Below are 16288 nucleotides of genomic sequence, written 5' to 3' on the forward strand. Positions count from 1 at the left end.
TGCCATATACACCACTTTAAAATCTTGTGTGACTACAAAAGGTTCAAGTGGGAGAAAACGGCACCTACATGCCCGATTGGTTCAACTAACATTCAAGGAGAAAAGCATTCCTTGAATGAAGTTTCACTGTATTGTTCGTTTTTAATCAGCTGATTTAGTTGTGTCCCAGCTCCTTATCAACATAGTAATTCCAAAAGCTAAAGGTTTGGCGCCAGCCGGTTTGCCAAGTCAGGAAAGTCGATAAAAGGATTCCGATTCCCTTGAATTTCAAAGATGGCTTTATTTCTATGTCTTTCATAATCGTTTACAGGGAATGTCTCATGCCATTTGATCAATAACGGAAGACAAATCGCTTTTTTATATTTTTTTAAAATGTTGGTCGGGTAACGCAATAGAAAATAAAGAGTGGCTCGGGCAACCGCCCCTTTTCCGTACTCGGGTTCAAATCGGCCATTTTCATATAAACCGCATTGGTTACGTAAGCTTGCCTGCTTTGTGTTTGCATCAAATTCATAATATGGAAAGTTGGAACGGATGCTATTGCATTCAGGCTCACAGGCAAATAGATGATGCAAGTCTCCTTTCATGGGTTCTTTGGCTTTAAACCAAGATTGGGGTACAACATGTTCGGCATTAAATTTATATTGGCGAGAGATGATTCGGATGTGCCTGTCAATTTCCATGTCGGAGTACCTTTGAGCCGTGATGAGATGCCGATACTGTGTAAATCGTTGTTGAATTGTTTCAAAGTCTTCTTCTATGGCTGTTTTGGGACTTTTTTGGACTCCGGAATAAATATTTTTTAGTTGGCCGTTTGGTTGAAGATCAACCCATGTATACAAGTATTGATCTTTGCTTATACCATACGGGTGTTTGTATTTATGTGTACTGGCTACGAGTCTTTGTAATTCTTTTAGTAAGTGGATCGGTGTTGCATTTTTAAAAGAAATGCTGCAATAATAATGCTCGATCCATGATTCATCTTGTTTCTTATGATAGTACAGTTCATAGCTTGCTTGAATTTTTTGTTGATTTTTTGTTAATTCGGCTACCAGTACATCCGAATCGCATTGCCCCATGCCTTTAAGCTCATCTAACTCGCATTGAATCATATGATTGTTCCCCAATAACACCACCAACCTTCAGACTTTTTCAGGCGGTCTCGCTAATTGACCTCAAACTGGCCCATCATTCCGGCATCTTCATGTTCGAGAATATGACAATGATACATAAACACCCCATCTTTTTTAAACGTGGCAATTGTTTTTACTTTATCGCCAGGCATGAGGAGGATCGTATCTTTCCACCCCTGTTCATTTTCAGGCGGCTCTTTCCCATTTCTTTCAAGGATCTGGAACTGTACCCCGTGTGGATGGAAAGGATGAGGCATTCCCATTCCACCCATCATCCCGTTATCAATATTTGTAATTTCCCATATTTCGGTAGCATTGAGCTGGACTTCTTCATCAATGCGATTCATGTCCATTTGTTTGCCATTGATGTTAACTGAATTACCCATGCCTTGAAAAGCAAATGTTCTTGTGACAGTTCCTGAAGGAGGATTGATTTTTTCGATTGTTGTCAGTTGGTCAGGGATTTCGAATTTCTCTTTTTCCGGAGTTCCTATAATAAAATTCATGAGGCGTACATCCTGATCAAAAAGTTGAACTTTATCACCTTGTTTATATTGTGAAAAATCAACAATCATTTCTGCTCTTTCAGCTGGCCCTAACACGATTTGATCCATTTTAACCGGTTTTTCAAGAAAACCGCCGTCACTGGCAATTTGCCAAAAATGGTTATCTTTACTTAGTTTCAGTTGAAAGATCCGGGCATTGGACCCATTCAGAAGTCTCAGACGGACCTTCCCTTGGGGAACTTCAAGATAGGGATCGAAGACACCATTAACGAGAGGCGTGTCGCCGTGCATCCCATGCATTAAAGACATCATATTCAGGTCATAGGATAATTGGCCATCTTCCCGTAAATTTCGATCTTGAATGACAATAGGAAAATCATTTTCTCCATACGACTTGGGGATATTCAGCCGATTAGATACCTCATCTTCAATATAAAATAAACCAGCCAATCCCTTGTACACTTGTTCTCCTGTTTTATGGAGCGGGTGGGGGTGATACCATAATGTTGCCGCTGGCTGGGTAATGGTAAAGGAAGGGCTAAATATTTCGTTTGGCTTTATGGCGTTATGCGGGCCTCCATCAGCACTTCCCGGGACTTCCAAACCATGCCAATGAACGGTCGTTTCTTCATCGCCCAATTCGTTTTTAATATGGACTTTCACCTGTTCCCCTTTTTGTACCTGAATGACCGGTCCCAAATAATCCCCATTATATCCGTATGATTCGGTTTCGACCCCATCCAAAAATGATTTTGTTGATTTTTGCGCTTTTAAATAAAACTCCGCGACATCGTCTGCCGGATTCTTATCCTCAAGCAGGGGGGGAATGGGGAGTGCGTTCTTTCCTTTTTGTTCAGGCGGCGGGGAGCTTACCTTATCCTGATCAGGAGCTTGATTGAAAGAGCAACCTGACAATATGGCGAAAAAGACGATTCCGAATCCGATTAATAGCTTTTTTTTAGAGCTTTTCATATTCTCACCTTTCGTCATTATTTTTTCATGGCAAGCTTGACCGCGATGTAAACGACGATTCCAGTGAGGAGTAAATGGATGATATACCCTAACACGCCAAATCCGCCCATCATTCCTCCGTAACCATATCCATGCATCATCACTCAACACTCCATTCATCCTTTTGGTTTTCATGATCTTTCCTTACAATTATTATCCCACCTGCGTGTGGAGAAAGTGTGCAGAAAGATGAAAAGAAATGTGAATGACGATATAGTTGTTTTTTCTGGGATGAACCAGCCAATAAAAAATCCCCCGTAGGGGGATGTTCCCTCTGTTATTCAAGTTTTCCTTCTTTGGCGACTTGTTTCCAATTATTACCGGAATCGTTCGTGATATAAATATCGTTTGCGTATGTTATGATCGCCATTTGCTCAGGTTTTTCATGACTTGCTGCTATAAACATGATCGGGTTCTTATCGGAAATCTTGGGAATTTGTATTTCAGCGGCCTCTTTTTCATTGATATTTTGATGATACAGATGAATGCCTTTATCCTCTATAGTTGAGTAAATCATGGCATCTTTAAGCAAAAATACCGCCGGGACCATAAAGGTATCTGTCATCAGTTCAAAGTTGTTTCCGTTATCCTTAGATAGATACAGACCATCTCTCGTAGAAACGGCAATCATTTCTTTCTTTTTCGGGTGGGCAGAAATACTGCCAATCGAATCGGACTCTATCCCGGAAAATTTGCTGGATTCCCACGTTTTTCCTTCATCCCTTGTGTAATACATGCCCGTTTTAAGCTCCGAGTTGGACTCCTGATTAATGACATAGATCGTGTCGGAGTCATAACCGGCTGTCAAGTAGTGAAAGTCTGATTCGCCATAGAGGGCAAGCCGGTCAAGTGTTTTTCCTTTATCGGTACTTTAAATTAACCCGAGCGGATCTTTTAAGTTCGACCCTTCTGCCGGATGGCCACTTGAGTAAAAAGCATCTTTTGTCATGGTGAATCCCATATAATCATGATTATTTCCAGTCGTTGTATACCAGTTTTGCCCATCATGCTTTATAATTCCTTCATGGGTGGCAACATAAAGATCATTTTCCAAAAAGCCAGCGCCGTGAACATGGTCTATTTTTTTATCTGTTTTTTCATAGGTAAATTTTTTTTCAGTTTGTGAGCAACCCGTCATAATAATGAATGAGGAGATTGCAAGCACGGTGAGTTTTGTTAACTTCATTGTTTTTCCTCCTGGTGTACAGTCAGTCATTTTCCCATTTATAGCCCACCCCCCAAACGGTGGTAAGGTGGTTATCAATAGGAAAACCGGCATTTCTTAATTTATCCCGGATGTTACGTATATGGGAGTCAATTGTCCTGTCTTCCGTTCCCGCTTCCAGGCCCCAAATGATGGTGAGAAGCTGTTCCCTTGTAAATACGCGGTTTGGATATTTAAGTAATAAACCAATAAGGGAAAACTCTTTTGGTGTGACTTGGATGGGCTTATCCTTATAATTGATGGAGTAAGAGTCCGGATTCCAAATAAGGCCATTAAAACGGATGGTTGTATCTTCTTTATGTTTTGTTCGTCTAAAAATGGCTTCTATTCGGGCAAGGAGTTCACCTGAATCAAAGGGCTTTGTTATATAATCATCCGCTCCCACACTTAACCCTTTTACTACATCGGTTTTGTCCGTTCTGGCTGTCAGCATAATGATGGGAACGTCGGAGAACTCCCTGATTTTCTGACAAGTTTCCCAGCCGTCCATGTCAGGCATCATGACGTCAAGGATGACCAGTTCGCATGACTTTTTCGATAAATAGGCTAACGCCTCGGTGCCAGAGGATGCTGGAATACACTCAAACCCGGCCGGAGATAAATATAATGTGATTAATTTTCTCATCCGTTCTTCATCATCTACAATTAAAATTTTTCGCACTATGATGACTCACCTCTTGCTATTATCGTAATAGTGGTACCTTTATTCACTTCACTGGCAACTTCAATCTCCCAATGATGGGCATAAATCAACTCTTTCACAATAGCCAATCCAAGGCCTGTCCCTCCTAAGTCCCTGGAGCGTGATTTATCGACTCTGTAAAACCGTTCAAAAATAAAGGGTATATCTTTTTTCGGGATGCCTTTTCCCTCATCACGGATAGCAATCTTTACATCCCCGTTTTCGTGTACAACTTCCAAGGTTGTAATCGTTCCGTTGGGAGAATATTTTCTCGCATTATCCAACAAGTTGGTTAAGATTTGCTCGAAGCGGACGGGGTCTGCATAGATTTGAATATTTTCGGGACAAATGACCACTAATGTAATGTCAGCTTCATGGAAAGAGGGCAGTATTTTTTTCGTTATTTTTTTCAAAGCTTCGCTGACTGGGAACCATTCCTTATGAATTGTAAAAGCGTTGTTATCCAGTTGAGCCAACTCTATTAATTCAGTTACAAGGGTTGTTAGCTTTTCTGTTTCGTCCATTATGATGTTCAGGTAATGCTCCCTGTCCTGTTTGCTCAAGTTATCTCTTTTGGCGACATCTGCGTATCCTTTCATATAAGTTAAGGGTGTTCTCAGTTCATGGGAAATGCTAGACAAAAACTCATTCCGTTCTGTTTTAAGATGATTCAGTTCATCAGCAAGCCGTTGAATGGATCCCGCAAGTTCTCCCAGTTCATCATTGCTTTTATTATCTAACTGAATGGAAAAATTTCCCCGGCTTAACTTTTTAGTCGCTTCCTTCATTTTTATGAGCGGTTTTGCAATAAAACGCGAGAGAATCAGGATGATAATGGCTGTCACAATGGCGGTGGCGATTCCCGCAATGAGAAAATGTTTATTAAGTTGTTTCATTAATTGTTTTACTTGGCTTGTATCTTGGAACATGTATACATAACCAGTTTTTATCCCCGTTTCAAATGGGGTGACTGTGGCAATATAGGGCTTGGACTTCCAGTCATTTTCAATGATTTGTCCACTTCTGGGGATATCCTTTTTTTCTGCTTTGATTAACTGACGGATTTGATTCGTGATATCCGTGGAGGAAATGATTATTTTCCCTTGTTCATCGGTGATCACAACCTCGGTAACCGATTTTACTTCCATTAAAGCGATGTGGTGGATTGTTTCTTCATTGTAGTATGTTTCCAACACGTCACGATGATTGTTGCCCCGGTTTACAAGTGCAGAAAGCTCTTCTTCAATTCTTGAGTGGGCAATTTTTTGATGCAACAGAAAAAACAAGCAGACTTCCATTGTAAAGATCAAACAAAAAAAGAGAAGGCCGATTTTGATTGATATTTTCTTCAAATTCACACCACCTACTGGACATTTTACAAATAAGATATCGAGATTTTATGCAGAAACAAAGACGATTCAATCATTGACATACGAGATAACAATGGTCTAGGGCATTTCAAAGTTTGGAAAAGGGAGGTGTGATTTTAATTTTTCGTTAAATATCGCGCTAACATGATTATAGGATAGCGATATTGAATCATAATCACAAATACCGGTAACGGGCGAAGGATAAAACTCATATGTTTATCATGTTAAAGGACATCCCCATAAGGGATGTTAGAAAAACTGAAGAATATGTCGATCATGTGGGTTCTTCATCTTAAGAACAGGAGTCAGGCCATTGACAAAGGCATTCATATTCTCAAAGCATTATGTATCATATAAAGGAATGAGTGGGAAGAGGTAAAAATATGGATGGCTAAAATAGCAAAAGTCTCCAAATGAGCCCTTTCAATACACTCACTATTACGAGACTGGTTTATTTGGAGGGACTGTGATTTCAAGCTGAAAGCAGAAGTATAAGTAACATAAGGAATCGTTTTCGGATTCCTTATGCCTTCTGAGTATTTGATGTCAGTTTAATATTGTGAACAATATATCAATGCTACCCGGAAGAATCCGGGTAGAGCTGCTCTTGTTTCATGTATTTTAAACAAGGAGAGAGGGAGACAAGTGTTTGTTTAATGGCTTTTTTAAATCGTAACCAAGCACCTTTTATTTATTTTTTCCAAATGGCTTATACAATACGATCATTAAAATGGTGATGATTGTAAAAGCGGTCAAAGCCAAAAATGGAATCGTCACAAAACCAAACCAGTTAATATACTGCATATTACAAGGCACACCTTGTACACAGGGCTTAATGCTGGCAAATCCAGGGACTTTTTGAACCATGTAATGATATAAGGAAATGAAGCCCCCAGTGATGGAGAGCGGCAATACATACTTTTTCAACTTTTTATCATTGTCAAATGCCGCAATTCCAAGAATAATGGCCAAAGGATACATGAAAATTCGCTGAATCCAGCATAACTCACATGGTATGAATTCTTTTATTTCACTGAAGTACAGGCTCCCTAAAGTTGCAACAACAGAGACCACCCAGGCTGCGTAAAGAATATAGCCTTTTGAATGAGCGTCAGATGGATTAGATTTACTCATTCTTCTTTTCCAGTTCCTTTTCTATTAAGGATACAATTGCCTCATAGTCAAATGGGTCCTCCACCATAACACCATTTATGATGATTGTCGGTGTCAATTCAACGTTAAATTCTTTTACTAAATCATCATCCTTTTTCACTTCTTCTTTCGTGCCCTCCGTATTGATATCTTCCTCTAGCTGCTTGAGATCAATTTCAGGAGCGGTTTCTTTGGCGATTTCAACTAATTTTTCAGGTGTTACCCATTGATTATCATGCTGTTGTGTTTCAGGCTGTTGAGCAAAAACAGCATTGTGAAAGGCCCAAAATGAATCGGGATCTTGTTTATATACCGACTCGGAAGCCAATGCAGCCAATGTAGATTCTTCTCCGTGAAATAAAACATTGATATAGGAGAAGCTAGCTTTACCTTTTTTAATAAACTCTTTCTCTAATTGTGGGAATACTGTTTCTCCCCAAGCTTTACAAGAAGGACATTTATAATCGCCGAATTCTACAATTGAAACAGGCGCATCCGTTTCCCCCATAGTGGGCTGCTGTTCAATAGGGGGGTGCTCCGCTTTTTTATTGCTTTGCGTATCTTTATCTTGTTGGTTTACCAGAAAAACGATTGCCGCCAGCAATGCGATAAAGCCTAAAGTGAATAAGACCAATTTCTTGCTGTTCATAAAAATTTTTCACTCCATTCGATATTGTTTTAATCTCTTTTGTCAATGAGTTCGGCTATATACTGCGCATCCTTGCCAACACCCAGCAAGAGTGCTGAACCACGACAAGTTTGCCAGGGAAGCCCTAAAAAGTATAGACCAGGTATGTTTGTTTCTCCTTTTGTTTGCAGGGGCATACCTTGCTGATCAAGAATCCCTTTGATGTTGATCCAGCTATAATCCGATTGAAATCCGGTTGCCCAAATGATGTTTTGCACATGTAAAATGGACTTGTCTTGAAACTGTACAGTTGTCCCTTCTCCGGAAATAGCCCTGCTTTTTAGGATCACTTTTCCCATTTCGATGGCCTTCTTTAATTCATATCCAAAAATAGGGTCCCCCTTGGCTCGCACCTTTCTTCCCAGCCATGAATCAGGGGCTGCTTTCGTGATTCCAAGCATGTCGAACCACCAAAATATGCTTTTATTGCCTATTTGATTAGGTAAAAATTGCAACTTATGGCCAATGGATAAATAGGTTTCCCGTTCTTCGGATAATTCGACGGCAATTTGGCCGCCGCTGCTGCCGCCGCCTACAACTAACACATTGCCTTTTCTAAGGTTGGCAGGGTTTTTGTATTCGGAAGAATGTAATTGTAATATATCAGTTGACAAGTTTTTTGTAAAAGCAGGTATATGCGGCTTCTGAAAAGGACCAGTCGCGACCACCACATTTTCAGCTTCGTAAATCTGCTTGTTTGTTTCTATCAAAAAGTGGTTGTTTTCCTTCCAAATGCGGGATACCTCTATGCCGGTTTGCACTGGAAGCTGAAATGTTTCACGGTAAGTGATTAAATAGCCCGCTATTTCATCTTTTGTTGGATAATCATGTGGATTTCCTGCCAGCTTTAAACCAGGTAAGGAACTGTATTGTCTTGGTGTGAACAGTATTAAGGAATCATATCTTGACTTCCATGATGATCCTATTGCTTCAGACTTGTCTATAATCAGAAAAGATTGATCTAACTGTTTGAGATAATAGCCCATTACCAGCCCAGCCTGTCCAGCTCCTATTATAATAGTTTGATATATTTTCATTAACCGCCCTTTCCAATGATTGATGGAAATAAAACATCTAATCCATCAAATTTCATAGTTTGGGTTAATTGTAACAGTGTGCGCACCTCATTAAAATACTCATTTGAATATTATAATTGAAAATTATTTGAAGGAAACTTACACTATAATCGAATGGAGGGGGATTCAGTGATTGAAAAAACAATAAAAAATGTGCCTGATACGTGTGAAACTAGATGTTATCATCAAGATGTGGTAACTCGGGTGCAACAGAGGATAAATGAAGTGAATGGAGTTGAATTGCTTTTCAAGGCTTTAGCTGATGCGACACGTTTAAAAGTGGCATATGCTCTGACCCTCGAAGATGAACTATGTGTTTGTGATGTAGCCGAAATTATTGGCTCAACGACTGCAACAGCCTCACACCATTTGCGCTACCTTCGAAATATGGGACTTGCCAAATATCGCAAAGAAGGAAAATTGGTTTTTTATTCTTTGCTGGATGAGCATGTCCATCAGATTGTGAAAATAGCTCTTATCCATCATACGGAAGATAGGTAGACTTTTTGTATAGGTTACAATCCTCATCTCTAGAAACATCATACTCATAATTCCTATCACAAATCCATAGCTCGACTGTAACGCGAGCATATGAGATTGAGAAAAAAAGTGCACTTGCCAGTGTTATGCAAGATTCGTTGATACTTGGGCTACGCCGTTTACACAATCAGGGGCGTAACATCTGGTGAACGAATCGTTCTAAAAATGAGGAACCTAGATACTAGTGGCATACTAATCCAAGGTAACATCTGTCGAACGAATCGCTCTAGAAATTGCGCCCAGTCCATCATAAAGAGCCTTTTAACAAATGCATAGAAAAGGCTCTTTATAGAATTTTATTAATGATAGTGGTAATCTTCCATGGAACGGGAGCCTTTTTTATTTACCTGGATGGTTGAATGTTTGATATGAAAGTCATGTTGGAGAATCCGCTTCGCCTCCATTAAAACTTGATCGTGATCGGCTTGTGATTCCACAATTAAGTGGCAGCTTAATGCCGGATAACCAGATGTAATCGACCACACATGCAAATCATGTACTTCTTCCACTTGATTTACTTCGAGCAATGCCTTTTTAAGTTCAAGAACATCTATATTAGTTGGGGTCCCTTCCATTAAAATATGATAAGAATCTTTTGTAACACGCCATCCACTAATAATAATCAAGATGGCCACCAGGAGGCTTGCAATCGGATCGGCAAGGCCCCATCCAAAAAATATCATGAGCAGCGCCGCGACAATTGCGCCTACTGAACCCAACAAATCACCCAAGACATGCAGAAAAGCACTCCGAACATTTAAGTTCTCTTTTCTGTCACTCTTCATAAGAATGAGGGCAGCTATGATGTTTACAATTAATCCGATCGTTGCGATCATGAGCATTCCTGAGCTCATCACTTCAGGAGGATTCGAAAACCGCTGAAAAGCCTCATAAAATATGTAAATAGAGATGACAACTAATGTAAGACCATTTAAGAATGCCGCCAAAATCTCAAATCTCTTGTACCCAAATGTTTTCGTCAAAGTAGCTTGCTTCTCTCCAAACTTTATAGCAAGATAACTTAAACCAAGTGCCACTGCATCGCTGAGCATATGCCCCGCATCCGATAACAAAGCAAGACTGTTTGTATAAATTCCACCTATTACCTCGATAATCATATAGGTAGTAATGATCCAAAACGTCCATCCCAAAGCTTTTTTATTGCTAGGGCTATGTTGATGCTGGACTTGACCATCTCTGCTTTTCTGATTGCCGCTTTCACGAGCATTCTGAGAGTGTTGCAATTTTTTACCTCCTTCTAAATTTATATATTACCCTTCATTACAGCTATTATGCAGTCCATTATATATCTGTTTGTAAAGGATTGTTACAAAAATGCAAGTCACTGTCGATTGATTACACATAACACATCTCTTTATGCAAAAACTTTGATTTTTCAAAGCGATGGTCATGTATAAAATGGTAAGACCACTATTGTATGTTGGAATATGCTTAGACATTAACCATTAAGGCCTCTTCTCGCATCCTTCATTGTGATTGATGACGCCGCATTTACGGTTTATGCGATTAGAACATGACTGTTATACCAGAAAAAACAATCCCATTTGTGTATAAGTATCTGCTATAAAAATAGTATAATATGTGGGTGGAATCAGAAAACGAGAATACCAATTTAAGGATGATGGAAAGTGATTCGGATATTAGTAGCAGAAGATGACCCTCATATTCAGCGGCTCATGAAAGTCTACCTTGAGCCCGAAGGATTTCAGATTTTACAAGCCTTTGACGGTGAAGAAGCTTTGGATGTCATAGAGAACAATCAAATTGATTTAGTGATTCTTGATATTATGATGCCAAAGGTGGATGGTTTTGACGTATGTCAGGAAATCCGCCGATTTTCGACTGTGCCGATATTAATGGTCACTGCGAAAGGGGAGTCTAACGATAAGGTGAATGGTTTTCAAAGTGGAACGGATGATTATATCGTGAAGCCGTTTGACCCTGTTGAACTAGTATTACGCGTAAAAGCGCTACTGCGCCGCTACCGGATAGCCTATTCTTCGATCATTACGATCGGCCATTTGAAATTGGATGAACAAAAACAAACGGTGGAAATAGATGGTCAAATCATTATGTTGCCGCCTAAAGAGTTTCAGCTCTTTTTTAAATTGGCCAGTTATCCAGGAAACATCTTTACGAGAAGCCAGTTAATCGAACAAATTTGGGGAATTGACTACGAAGGCGATGAAAGGACGGTGGATGTTCATATCAAACGTATCCGTCAACGGTTTGAAAAATGGACGAACCAGTTCCAAATCTTGACAGTCCGCGGTTTAGGCTATCAATTGGAAGTGAAAAAATGAAGACATTATATACCCGGATTGTAATCGTCTATATCATTACAGTTATGATTAGTCTTGTCATCGGCTTTTTCACGCTTACTCTATTATATCGGGAAATCCTTGGGAGTGAGCAAGAAGAGATGTTTATTAAACAAGGAAAAGGCATTATTACGTTATTTAGAGAATTTGATGATATGTCAGAATTGAAGAATGTGGCAAATGAATTGTTGAAGCCTATGCTTATCGATTTCACTATATATGATTCGGAAGGAGCGCCGGAGGTTTTTGGAACAGTCAAAAGATCAATTTCAGAAGAGAGGATTCAACAAGTTTTAAAAGGAGGTGTCTATCGGGAAGAAGGGAGTGACCCGAATAATCCAATCGTCGGCCTTCCATTTCAAAAAGATGACAAACAATATGCATTATTTGTTTATGTCAGTGATAGCGATCTCAACAAGGATGCTTATCAAGTAATTATTTTGGGCTTTTTAAGCATATTGATTTCTGGCAGTATTTTAATTTTGATTGTCTCCCGCTTTATCGTCAAGCCATTAACAAAAATGACTCAAGTAACGCAAGAATTGTCCAAGGGGAATTTTGACATTCATCTCAATTGGAAACGAAAAGATGAAATCGGTGTGTTGGCAAGAAATTTTGACATCATGGCGGAAGATTTAAAGAAACTCGAACAAATGCGGAGAAACTTTATTTCAGATGTTTCCCATGAAATTCAATCTCCCCTTACTTCGATTCGCGGATTCTCCAGAGCGTTGCGGGAGAAAGACTTGCCTAGTGCGGAGCGTCTGGAATTTCTACAGATTATCGAATCGGAAAGTGAACGGCTCTCCCGCTTAAGTGGCCACTTGCTTCAACTGGCATCTTTGGAATCGGACCAACACACATTTGAACCGAAAGTTTTTTCCGTTGATGAACAAATCAGAGCGATTATTTTAAAGTTACAACCGGAGTGGTCGAAAAAAGACATACAATTTACTGTAGATTTGCCAAAAACGTATATTGTAGCAGACAAGGATTTACTGCACCAAGTTTGGCAAAATATCATATATAACAGCATTAAATATAATAAGGACGGAGGTACCATCGGGATTCGATTAACGAAAAAGACTCGTATGGCCATCGTTGAAATTGAAGACACCGGAATCGGTATAGCCGAGGAACATTTGAGAAATATTTTTGAGCGATTTTACAAAGCAGAACAGTCCCGGTCAAAGAAAAATGGCAGCGGGATCGGGCTTGCCATTGTAAAAAAAATCTTGGAATTACATCATGGTAATATTTACGTAAGAAGCAAGCTTGGAGAAGGAACCAAATTCATCATTACACTCCCCTTAAAAAACAAACCGAAAAGATAAAATGCAGATGTGGCCGCAAATTTCATTTTGCGGCCACTTTTGTTCATATACAGTTCATATTGCATTGTTATCGTTTGTTTGAAGTCATTATAGGGGGTAGAAAAGTGTCGAGAATCACACAATGGAGTCTAAAAAATGGGATAGCTGTATTTTTTCTTTGTATCCTCGTTTTGGGAGGAGGATTATTTTCAACAACGAAAATTCAAAAGGCGATCATGCCAGATCTCTCCTTTCCCACTTTATTTATTCAAATAGCAGTTCCCGGACAGTCTGCTGAAGAAACCCAGAAAAATATTACTGTGCCACTGGAAGAAAAAATATTGGCGGCAAATGAAGCGGAAAATGTCATTGCTTCAACTACAAGTAATATGGTCACGCTTGAAGTTCAATATCCCTTCGGGACTGATCTTGACAGGGTAAACAGTAAACTCGAAGCGATTGTGAACAGTGTTTCATTGCCTGAAAATGCCGATAGACAAGTTTTAACGATAGATCACTTGTTAAATAGTGTTTATCAAGTTGCAATAACAGGAGAAGACCGCGATAAACTTCAGAAAAAAATAACTGACACCATTATGCCCGAGCTCAAAAAAGTGAAAGGGGTAGCAGGTGTAGAGGTTACCGGACTCAGAGAAAATAGTTGGCAAATAGAATTACAGCAGGACAAAGCGTTGGAAAAAGGAATCAGCTTACAAGCTGTCCAGGAGGCGCTGCAAAGTAAAAATGCCGATGTGACAGTTGGAACGGTTGAAAATGATGGGAAAACAATACCCGTTGATATAAAAGGTACCATTCAATCCGTTGAAGATTTGAACAAACTGATCATTACCAGCCAACAACCAGATGCGGCAGCAAGTGTAAAATTATCTGATATTGCCACTATTAAACAAACGGAAAAAGAGCAAGAAATTTCTCGTTACAACGGAGAGCCGGCATTTGTTTTCAGTATTACAAAAGAGAAAGACGCCAACACGGTTGCTGTAACAGACAAAGTTGAAAGTATTTTTGATGAATATCAGAAAGAAGCGAAGTACGAAAAGTATCCTATTCTGAATTATGGCAAGGAAATTGATACGTCCATCTCCAAATTGGTAAAAGAAGGACTGTTTGGAGCATTATTTACGATCATCGTCATCGCCTTATTTTTACGAAGCTTCCGCGCGACGATTATTTCAATCATTTCCTTACCAGTATCCATTCTTGTTACGATCATGGCACTGGATTATATTGGCTATACGTTGAATGTTATGACCTTGGGGGGGCTTGCAGTCGCAATCGGACGAATTGTCGATGATAGTATTGTCGTCATAGAAAATATGTACCGTTGGCTGCAGGAAAAAGGCAGCACAATGAGCAGGAAAGAGATTGCCTTCAAAGCAACGAAAGAAGTCATGACTGCCGTTGCCTCATCCACTTTTATCACTTGTATTGTCTTTTTACCGGTTGCCTTTGTAGATGGGATGATTGGGGAGCAGTTCCGTCCGTTTGCTCTAGCCGTTGCGATTTCCATCTTAACTTCACTATTTGTGGCGATTATGCTTATACCCGTGTTAGGGAACGCCTTTTTCAAAAAAGTGAAGTCGAAAGAAAAAGAAGGCAGAATGGTGTTAGGATATGAAAAACTTCTTCGTCTTGCGATCAGAAGAAAAGGCGTGGTGATCATTCTTTCGATCCTATTGCTTGTCGGTTCAGTGTCATTAGTGCCACTCATGGGATTTTCGCTCATTCCCGCGGGAAGTAGCACATCATTAAACATTAGTATGACGCTGCCCGCAGGGACAGAGCTGGAAGAAACAGACAAAATCGCCAAAAAAGTGGAAAACTATTTAGGTGAAAAGAAGGAAATTGATTATAGCAGTGCTGAAGTTGGTAAACCGGCTGATCCGATCTCATTCCAGCAAAAAGACAATGAAGCCGGCTTTATCGTGAAATTGAAAAAAGGCTATACAGCCGACGAAGAAATCAATTCATTAAAAAAGGATCTATCCAAGCTTGTCAAAGAGGATGTTCCAGAGGCAGACATAAAGGTTGAAGAGTTATCACAAGCACAAGGGCCTTCGGGGAATATTGTGGCCATTGAATTATATGGTGATGATCTCCAAACGTTGGAGAAGGCTTCAAAACAAGTGGAAAACTTATTGCAACAAAACGATCAATTAAAAAATGTAAAAAATGAAATGAATGAAGCTCGGGAAAAATGGTCAATCTCTTTAAATGAGCAGGGAACAGAGTTAAACATTGATTCCAACCAATTAATGGGATTGATCAATGAACAGTTAAATGCTGTTGAATTAATGGATTACAAAATAAAAGATGAGAAAATCAATATTACGATCAATTACAATAAAAAAATAACGAGCAAATCGGGATTGGAAGATTTACAAGTTCCAACTCCAAGTGGTGTAAAGCCGCTGAAAGACGTGGCAGAAGTCGTTGAAATGAAGACACCTGTTGAGATTAACCGGGAGAACGGCAAAACGTTGGCAAAAGTAACCGCGGAAATAAAAGGGAATAGCATTTTAGCGGAGTCAAACAAAGTACAAAAAGATGTCGATGCATTGAAACTGCCTGAAGGAGTAAGCTTAAAAACAGGCGGGGCTAATGAAGAAATCACGAAGCAATATACCGATATGGGTGTATCGATGGTCACTGCGATCGTCCTGGTATTTTTAATCTTATGTATGACCTTTAATGGCTTGTTGACACCAATGGTCATCTTGACTTCCATTTTGTTCGTGCCAATCGGCTCATTCGGATTTTTGCTCATCGCCGGCCAACCGCTGTCTTTGAGTTCATTAATCGGGTTGTTAATGCTAATCGGAATCGTTGTGACGAATGCGGTTGTACTTCTGGACCGGGTTGAAAATAACCGTAAACGCGGAATGGAAGTAGAAGAAGCCATCGTGGAAGCAGGAAAAATTCGCTTAAGACCGATCGTCATGACTGCCGTTGCAACCATTTGCGCGTTAATACCGCTAGCGATATCAGCCGATGTGGAGTCAGTTTCTGCCGCCTTGATTTCAAAAGGATTGGCAATCACTGTTATAGGCGGCTTGACGACGTCGACATTGCTCACATTGGTCATAATCCCTGCGCTATATCGAGCGGTTGAAAGATTCCGCAGAAACAAAGGGAAATTTGAGGAGGATACTGGGCTAGAAGACAAAATAACGGAAAGTATGTAAGATGGATTTTTTTACAAAAGGTATTCGCTGCTCTTTTTAAGCGG

General features: G+C 39.8%; 14 protein-coding genes and 1 pseudogene. 4 read left to right on the forward strand and 11 right to left on the reverse strand.

What is annotated here, in order from left to right; translation table 11 throughout:
- Positions 1-197: 197 nt before the first annotated feature.
- The 10 genes and pseudogenes from NST31_RS17985 to NST31_RS18030 all read right to left on the reverse strand — a co-directional run bounded on the left by NST31_RS17985 (position 198) and on the right by NST31_RS18030 (position 8798).
- A complete protein-coding gene (locus NST31_RS17985; protein ID WP_236016942.1) occupies positions 198-1112 on the reverse strand; it encodes an endonuclease in 915 nt (304 codons plus the stop codon).
- Positions 1113-1165: 53 nt separating this feature from the next.
- Positions 1166-2611, reverse strand: coding sequence for a multicopper oxidase domain-containing protein (locus NST31_RS17990; protein WP_339162414.1), 1446 nt, complete (start codon positions 2609-2611; stop codon positions 1166-1168).
- Between the two features lie 17 nt (positions 2612-2628).
- Positions 2629-2751 carry a hypothetical protein gene (locus NST31_RS17995; protein ID WP_268920943.1) on the reverse strand — a complete coding sequence of 41 codons (123 nt, stop codon included), beginning with the start codon at positions 2749-2751 and terminating at the stop codon, positions 2629-2631.
- Positions 2752-2927: 176 nt separating this feature from the next.
- Positions 2928-3509 (reverse strand): annotated as a pseudogene (locus tag NST31_RS18000) (hypothetical protein); the annotation flags it as partial.
- Positions 3510-3521: 12 nt separating this feature from the next.
- Positions 3522-3836 (reverse strand): hypothetical protein, encoded by a 315-nt coding sequence (locus NST31_RS18005; protein WP_339162417.1) that lies wholly within the window; start codon positions 3834-3836, stop codon positions 3522-3524.
- Between the two features lie 22 nt (positions 3837-3858).
- Positions 3859-4536 (reverse strand): response regulator transcription factor, encoded by a 678-nt coding sequence (locus NST31_RS18010; protein WP_205178477.1) that lies wholly within the window; start codon positions 4534-4536, stop codon positions 3859-3861.
- On the reverse strand, positions 4536-5915 hold the full coding sequence (locus NST31_RS18015; protein ID WP_339162421.1) for an ATP-binding protein: 1380 nt from the start codon (positions 5913-5915) through the stop codon (positions 4536-4538). The genes NST31_RS18010 and NST31_RS18015 overlap by 1 nt, the downstream gene beginning before the upstream one ends.
- 699 nt (positions 5916-6614) lie before the next feature.
- Positions 6615-7061 (reverse strand): disulfide oxidoreductase, encoded by a 447-nt coding sequence (locus tag NST31_RS18020; protein ID WP_077110208.1) that lies wholly within the window; start codon positions 7059-7061, stop codon positions 6615-6617.
- Positions 7054-7728 (reverse strand): DsbA family protein, encoded by a 675-nt coding sequence (locus NST31_RS18025; RefSeq protein ID WP_339162423.1) that lies wholly within the window; start codon positions 7726-7728, stop codon positions 7054-7056. Before NST31_RS18025 ends, NST31_RS18020 begins: the two co-directional genes overlap by 8 nt.
- A 29-nt stretch (positions 7729-7757) precedes the next feature.
- Positions 7758-8798: an NAD(P)-binding domain-containing protein gene (locus NST31_RS18030; RefSeq protein WP_339165613.1), complete on the reverse strand. Its 1041-nt coding sequence runs from the start codon at positions 8796-8798 to the stop codon at positions 7758-7760.
- A gap of 159 nt (positions 8799-8957) precedes the next feature.
- Between NST31_RS18030 and NST31_RS18035 the strand changes: the two genes are divergently transcribed.
- A complete protein-coding gene (locus NST31_RS18035; RefSeq protein WP_205178471.1) occupies positions 8958-9344 on the forward strand; it encodes a metalloregulator ArsR/SmtB family transcription factor in 387 nt (128 codons plus the stop codon).
- 338 nt (positions 9345-9682) lie between these two features.
- Here the strand turns inward: NST31_RS18035 and NST31_RS18040 are convergent, their stop codons facing one another.
- Positions 9683-10534, reverse strand: a complete 852-nt coding sequence (locus tag NST31_RS18040) for a cation diffusion facilitator family transporter (RefSeq protein ID WP_339165614.1) — start codon at positions 10532-10534, stop codon at positions 9683-9685.
- 498 nt (positions 10535-11032) lie between these two features.
- On the opposite strand from NST31_RS18040, the gene NST31_RS18045 reads away from it, so the two are divergent.
- The 3 genes from NST31_RS18045 (at position 11033) to NST31_RS18055 (ending at position 16244) form a co-directional block, all read left to right on the forward strand.
- Positions 11033-11707: a response regulator transcription factor gene (locus NST31_RS18045; protein ID WP_205178469.1), complete on the forward strand. Its 675-nt coding sequence runs from the start codon at positions 11033-11035 to the stop codon at positions 11705-11707.
- Positions 11704-13059: a HAMP domain-containing sensor histidine kinase gene (locus NST31_RS18050; protein WP_205178460.1), complete on the forward strand. Its 1356-nt coding sequence runs from the start codon at positions 11704-11706 to the stop codon at positions 13057-13059. Before NST31_RS18045 ends, NST31_RS18050 begins: the two co-directional genes overlap by 4 nt.
- Positions 13060-13163: 104 nt before the next feature.
- Positions 13164-16244 (forward strand): efflux RND transporter permease subunit, encoded by a 3081-nt coding sequence (locus tag NST31_RS18055; RefSeq protein WP_339162425.1) that lies wholly within the window; start codon positions 13164-13166, stop codon positions 16242-16244.
- Positions 16245-16288: the final 44 nt, after the last annotated feature.

The organism is Siminovitchia sp. FSL W7-1587, from assembly GCF_037963795.1.
Taxonomy (GTDB): Bacteria; Bacillota; Bacilli; order Bacillales; family Bacillaceae_C; genus Siminovitchia; species Siminovitchia thermophila.

Bases quoted from the DNA above. Each gene is read 5' to 3' on its own strand.
- NST31_RS17985 (WP_236016942.1), bottom strand. From the start codon at position 1,112: ATGATTCAATGCGAGTTAGATGAGCTTAAAGGCATGGGGCAATGCGAT.
- NST31_RS17990 (WP_339162414.1), bottom strand. From the start codon at position 2,611: ATGAAAAGCTCTAAAAAAAAGCTATTAATCGGATTCGGAATCGTCTTT.
- NST31_RS17995 (WP_268920943.1), bottom strand. From the start codon at position 2,751: ATGATGCATGGATATGGTTACGGAGGAATGATGGGCGGATTTGGCGTG.
- NST31_RS18005 (WP_339162417.1), bottom strand. From the start codon at position 3,836: ATGAAGTTAACAAAACTCACCGTGCTTGCAATCTCCTCATTCATTATT.
- NST31_RS18020 (WP_077110208.1), bottom strand. From the start codon at position 7,061: ATGAGTAAATCTAATCCATCTGACGCTCATTCAAAAGGCTATATTCTT.
- NST31_RS18025 (WP_339162423.1), bottom strand. From the start codon at position 7,728: ATGAACAGCAAGAAATTGGTCTTATTCACTTTAGGCTTTATCGCATTG.
- NST31_RS18035 (WP_205178471.1), top strand. From the start codon at position 8,958: ATGGAGGGGGATTCAGTGATTGAAAAAACAATAAAAAATGTGCCTGAT.
- NST31_RS18050 (WP_205178460.1), top strand. From the start codon at position 11,704: ATGAAGACATTATATACCCGGATTGTAATCGTCTATATCATTACAGTT.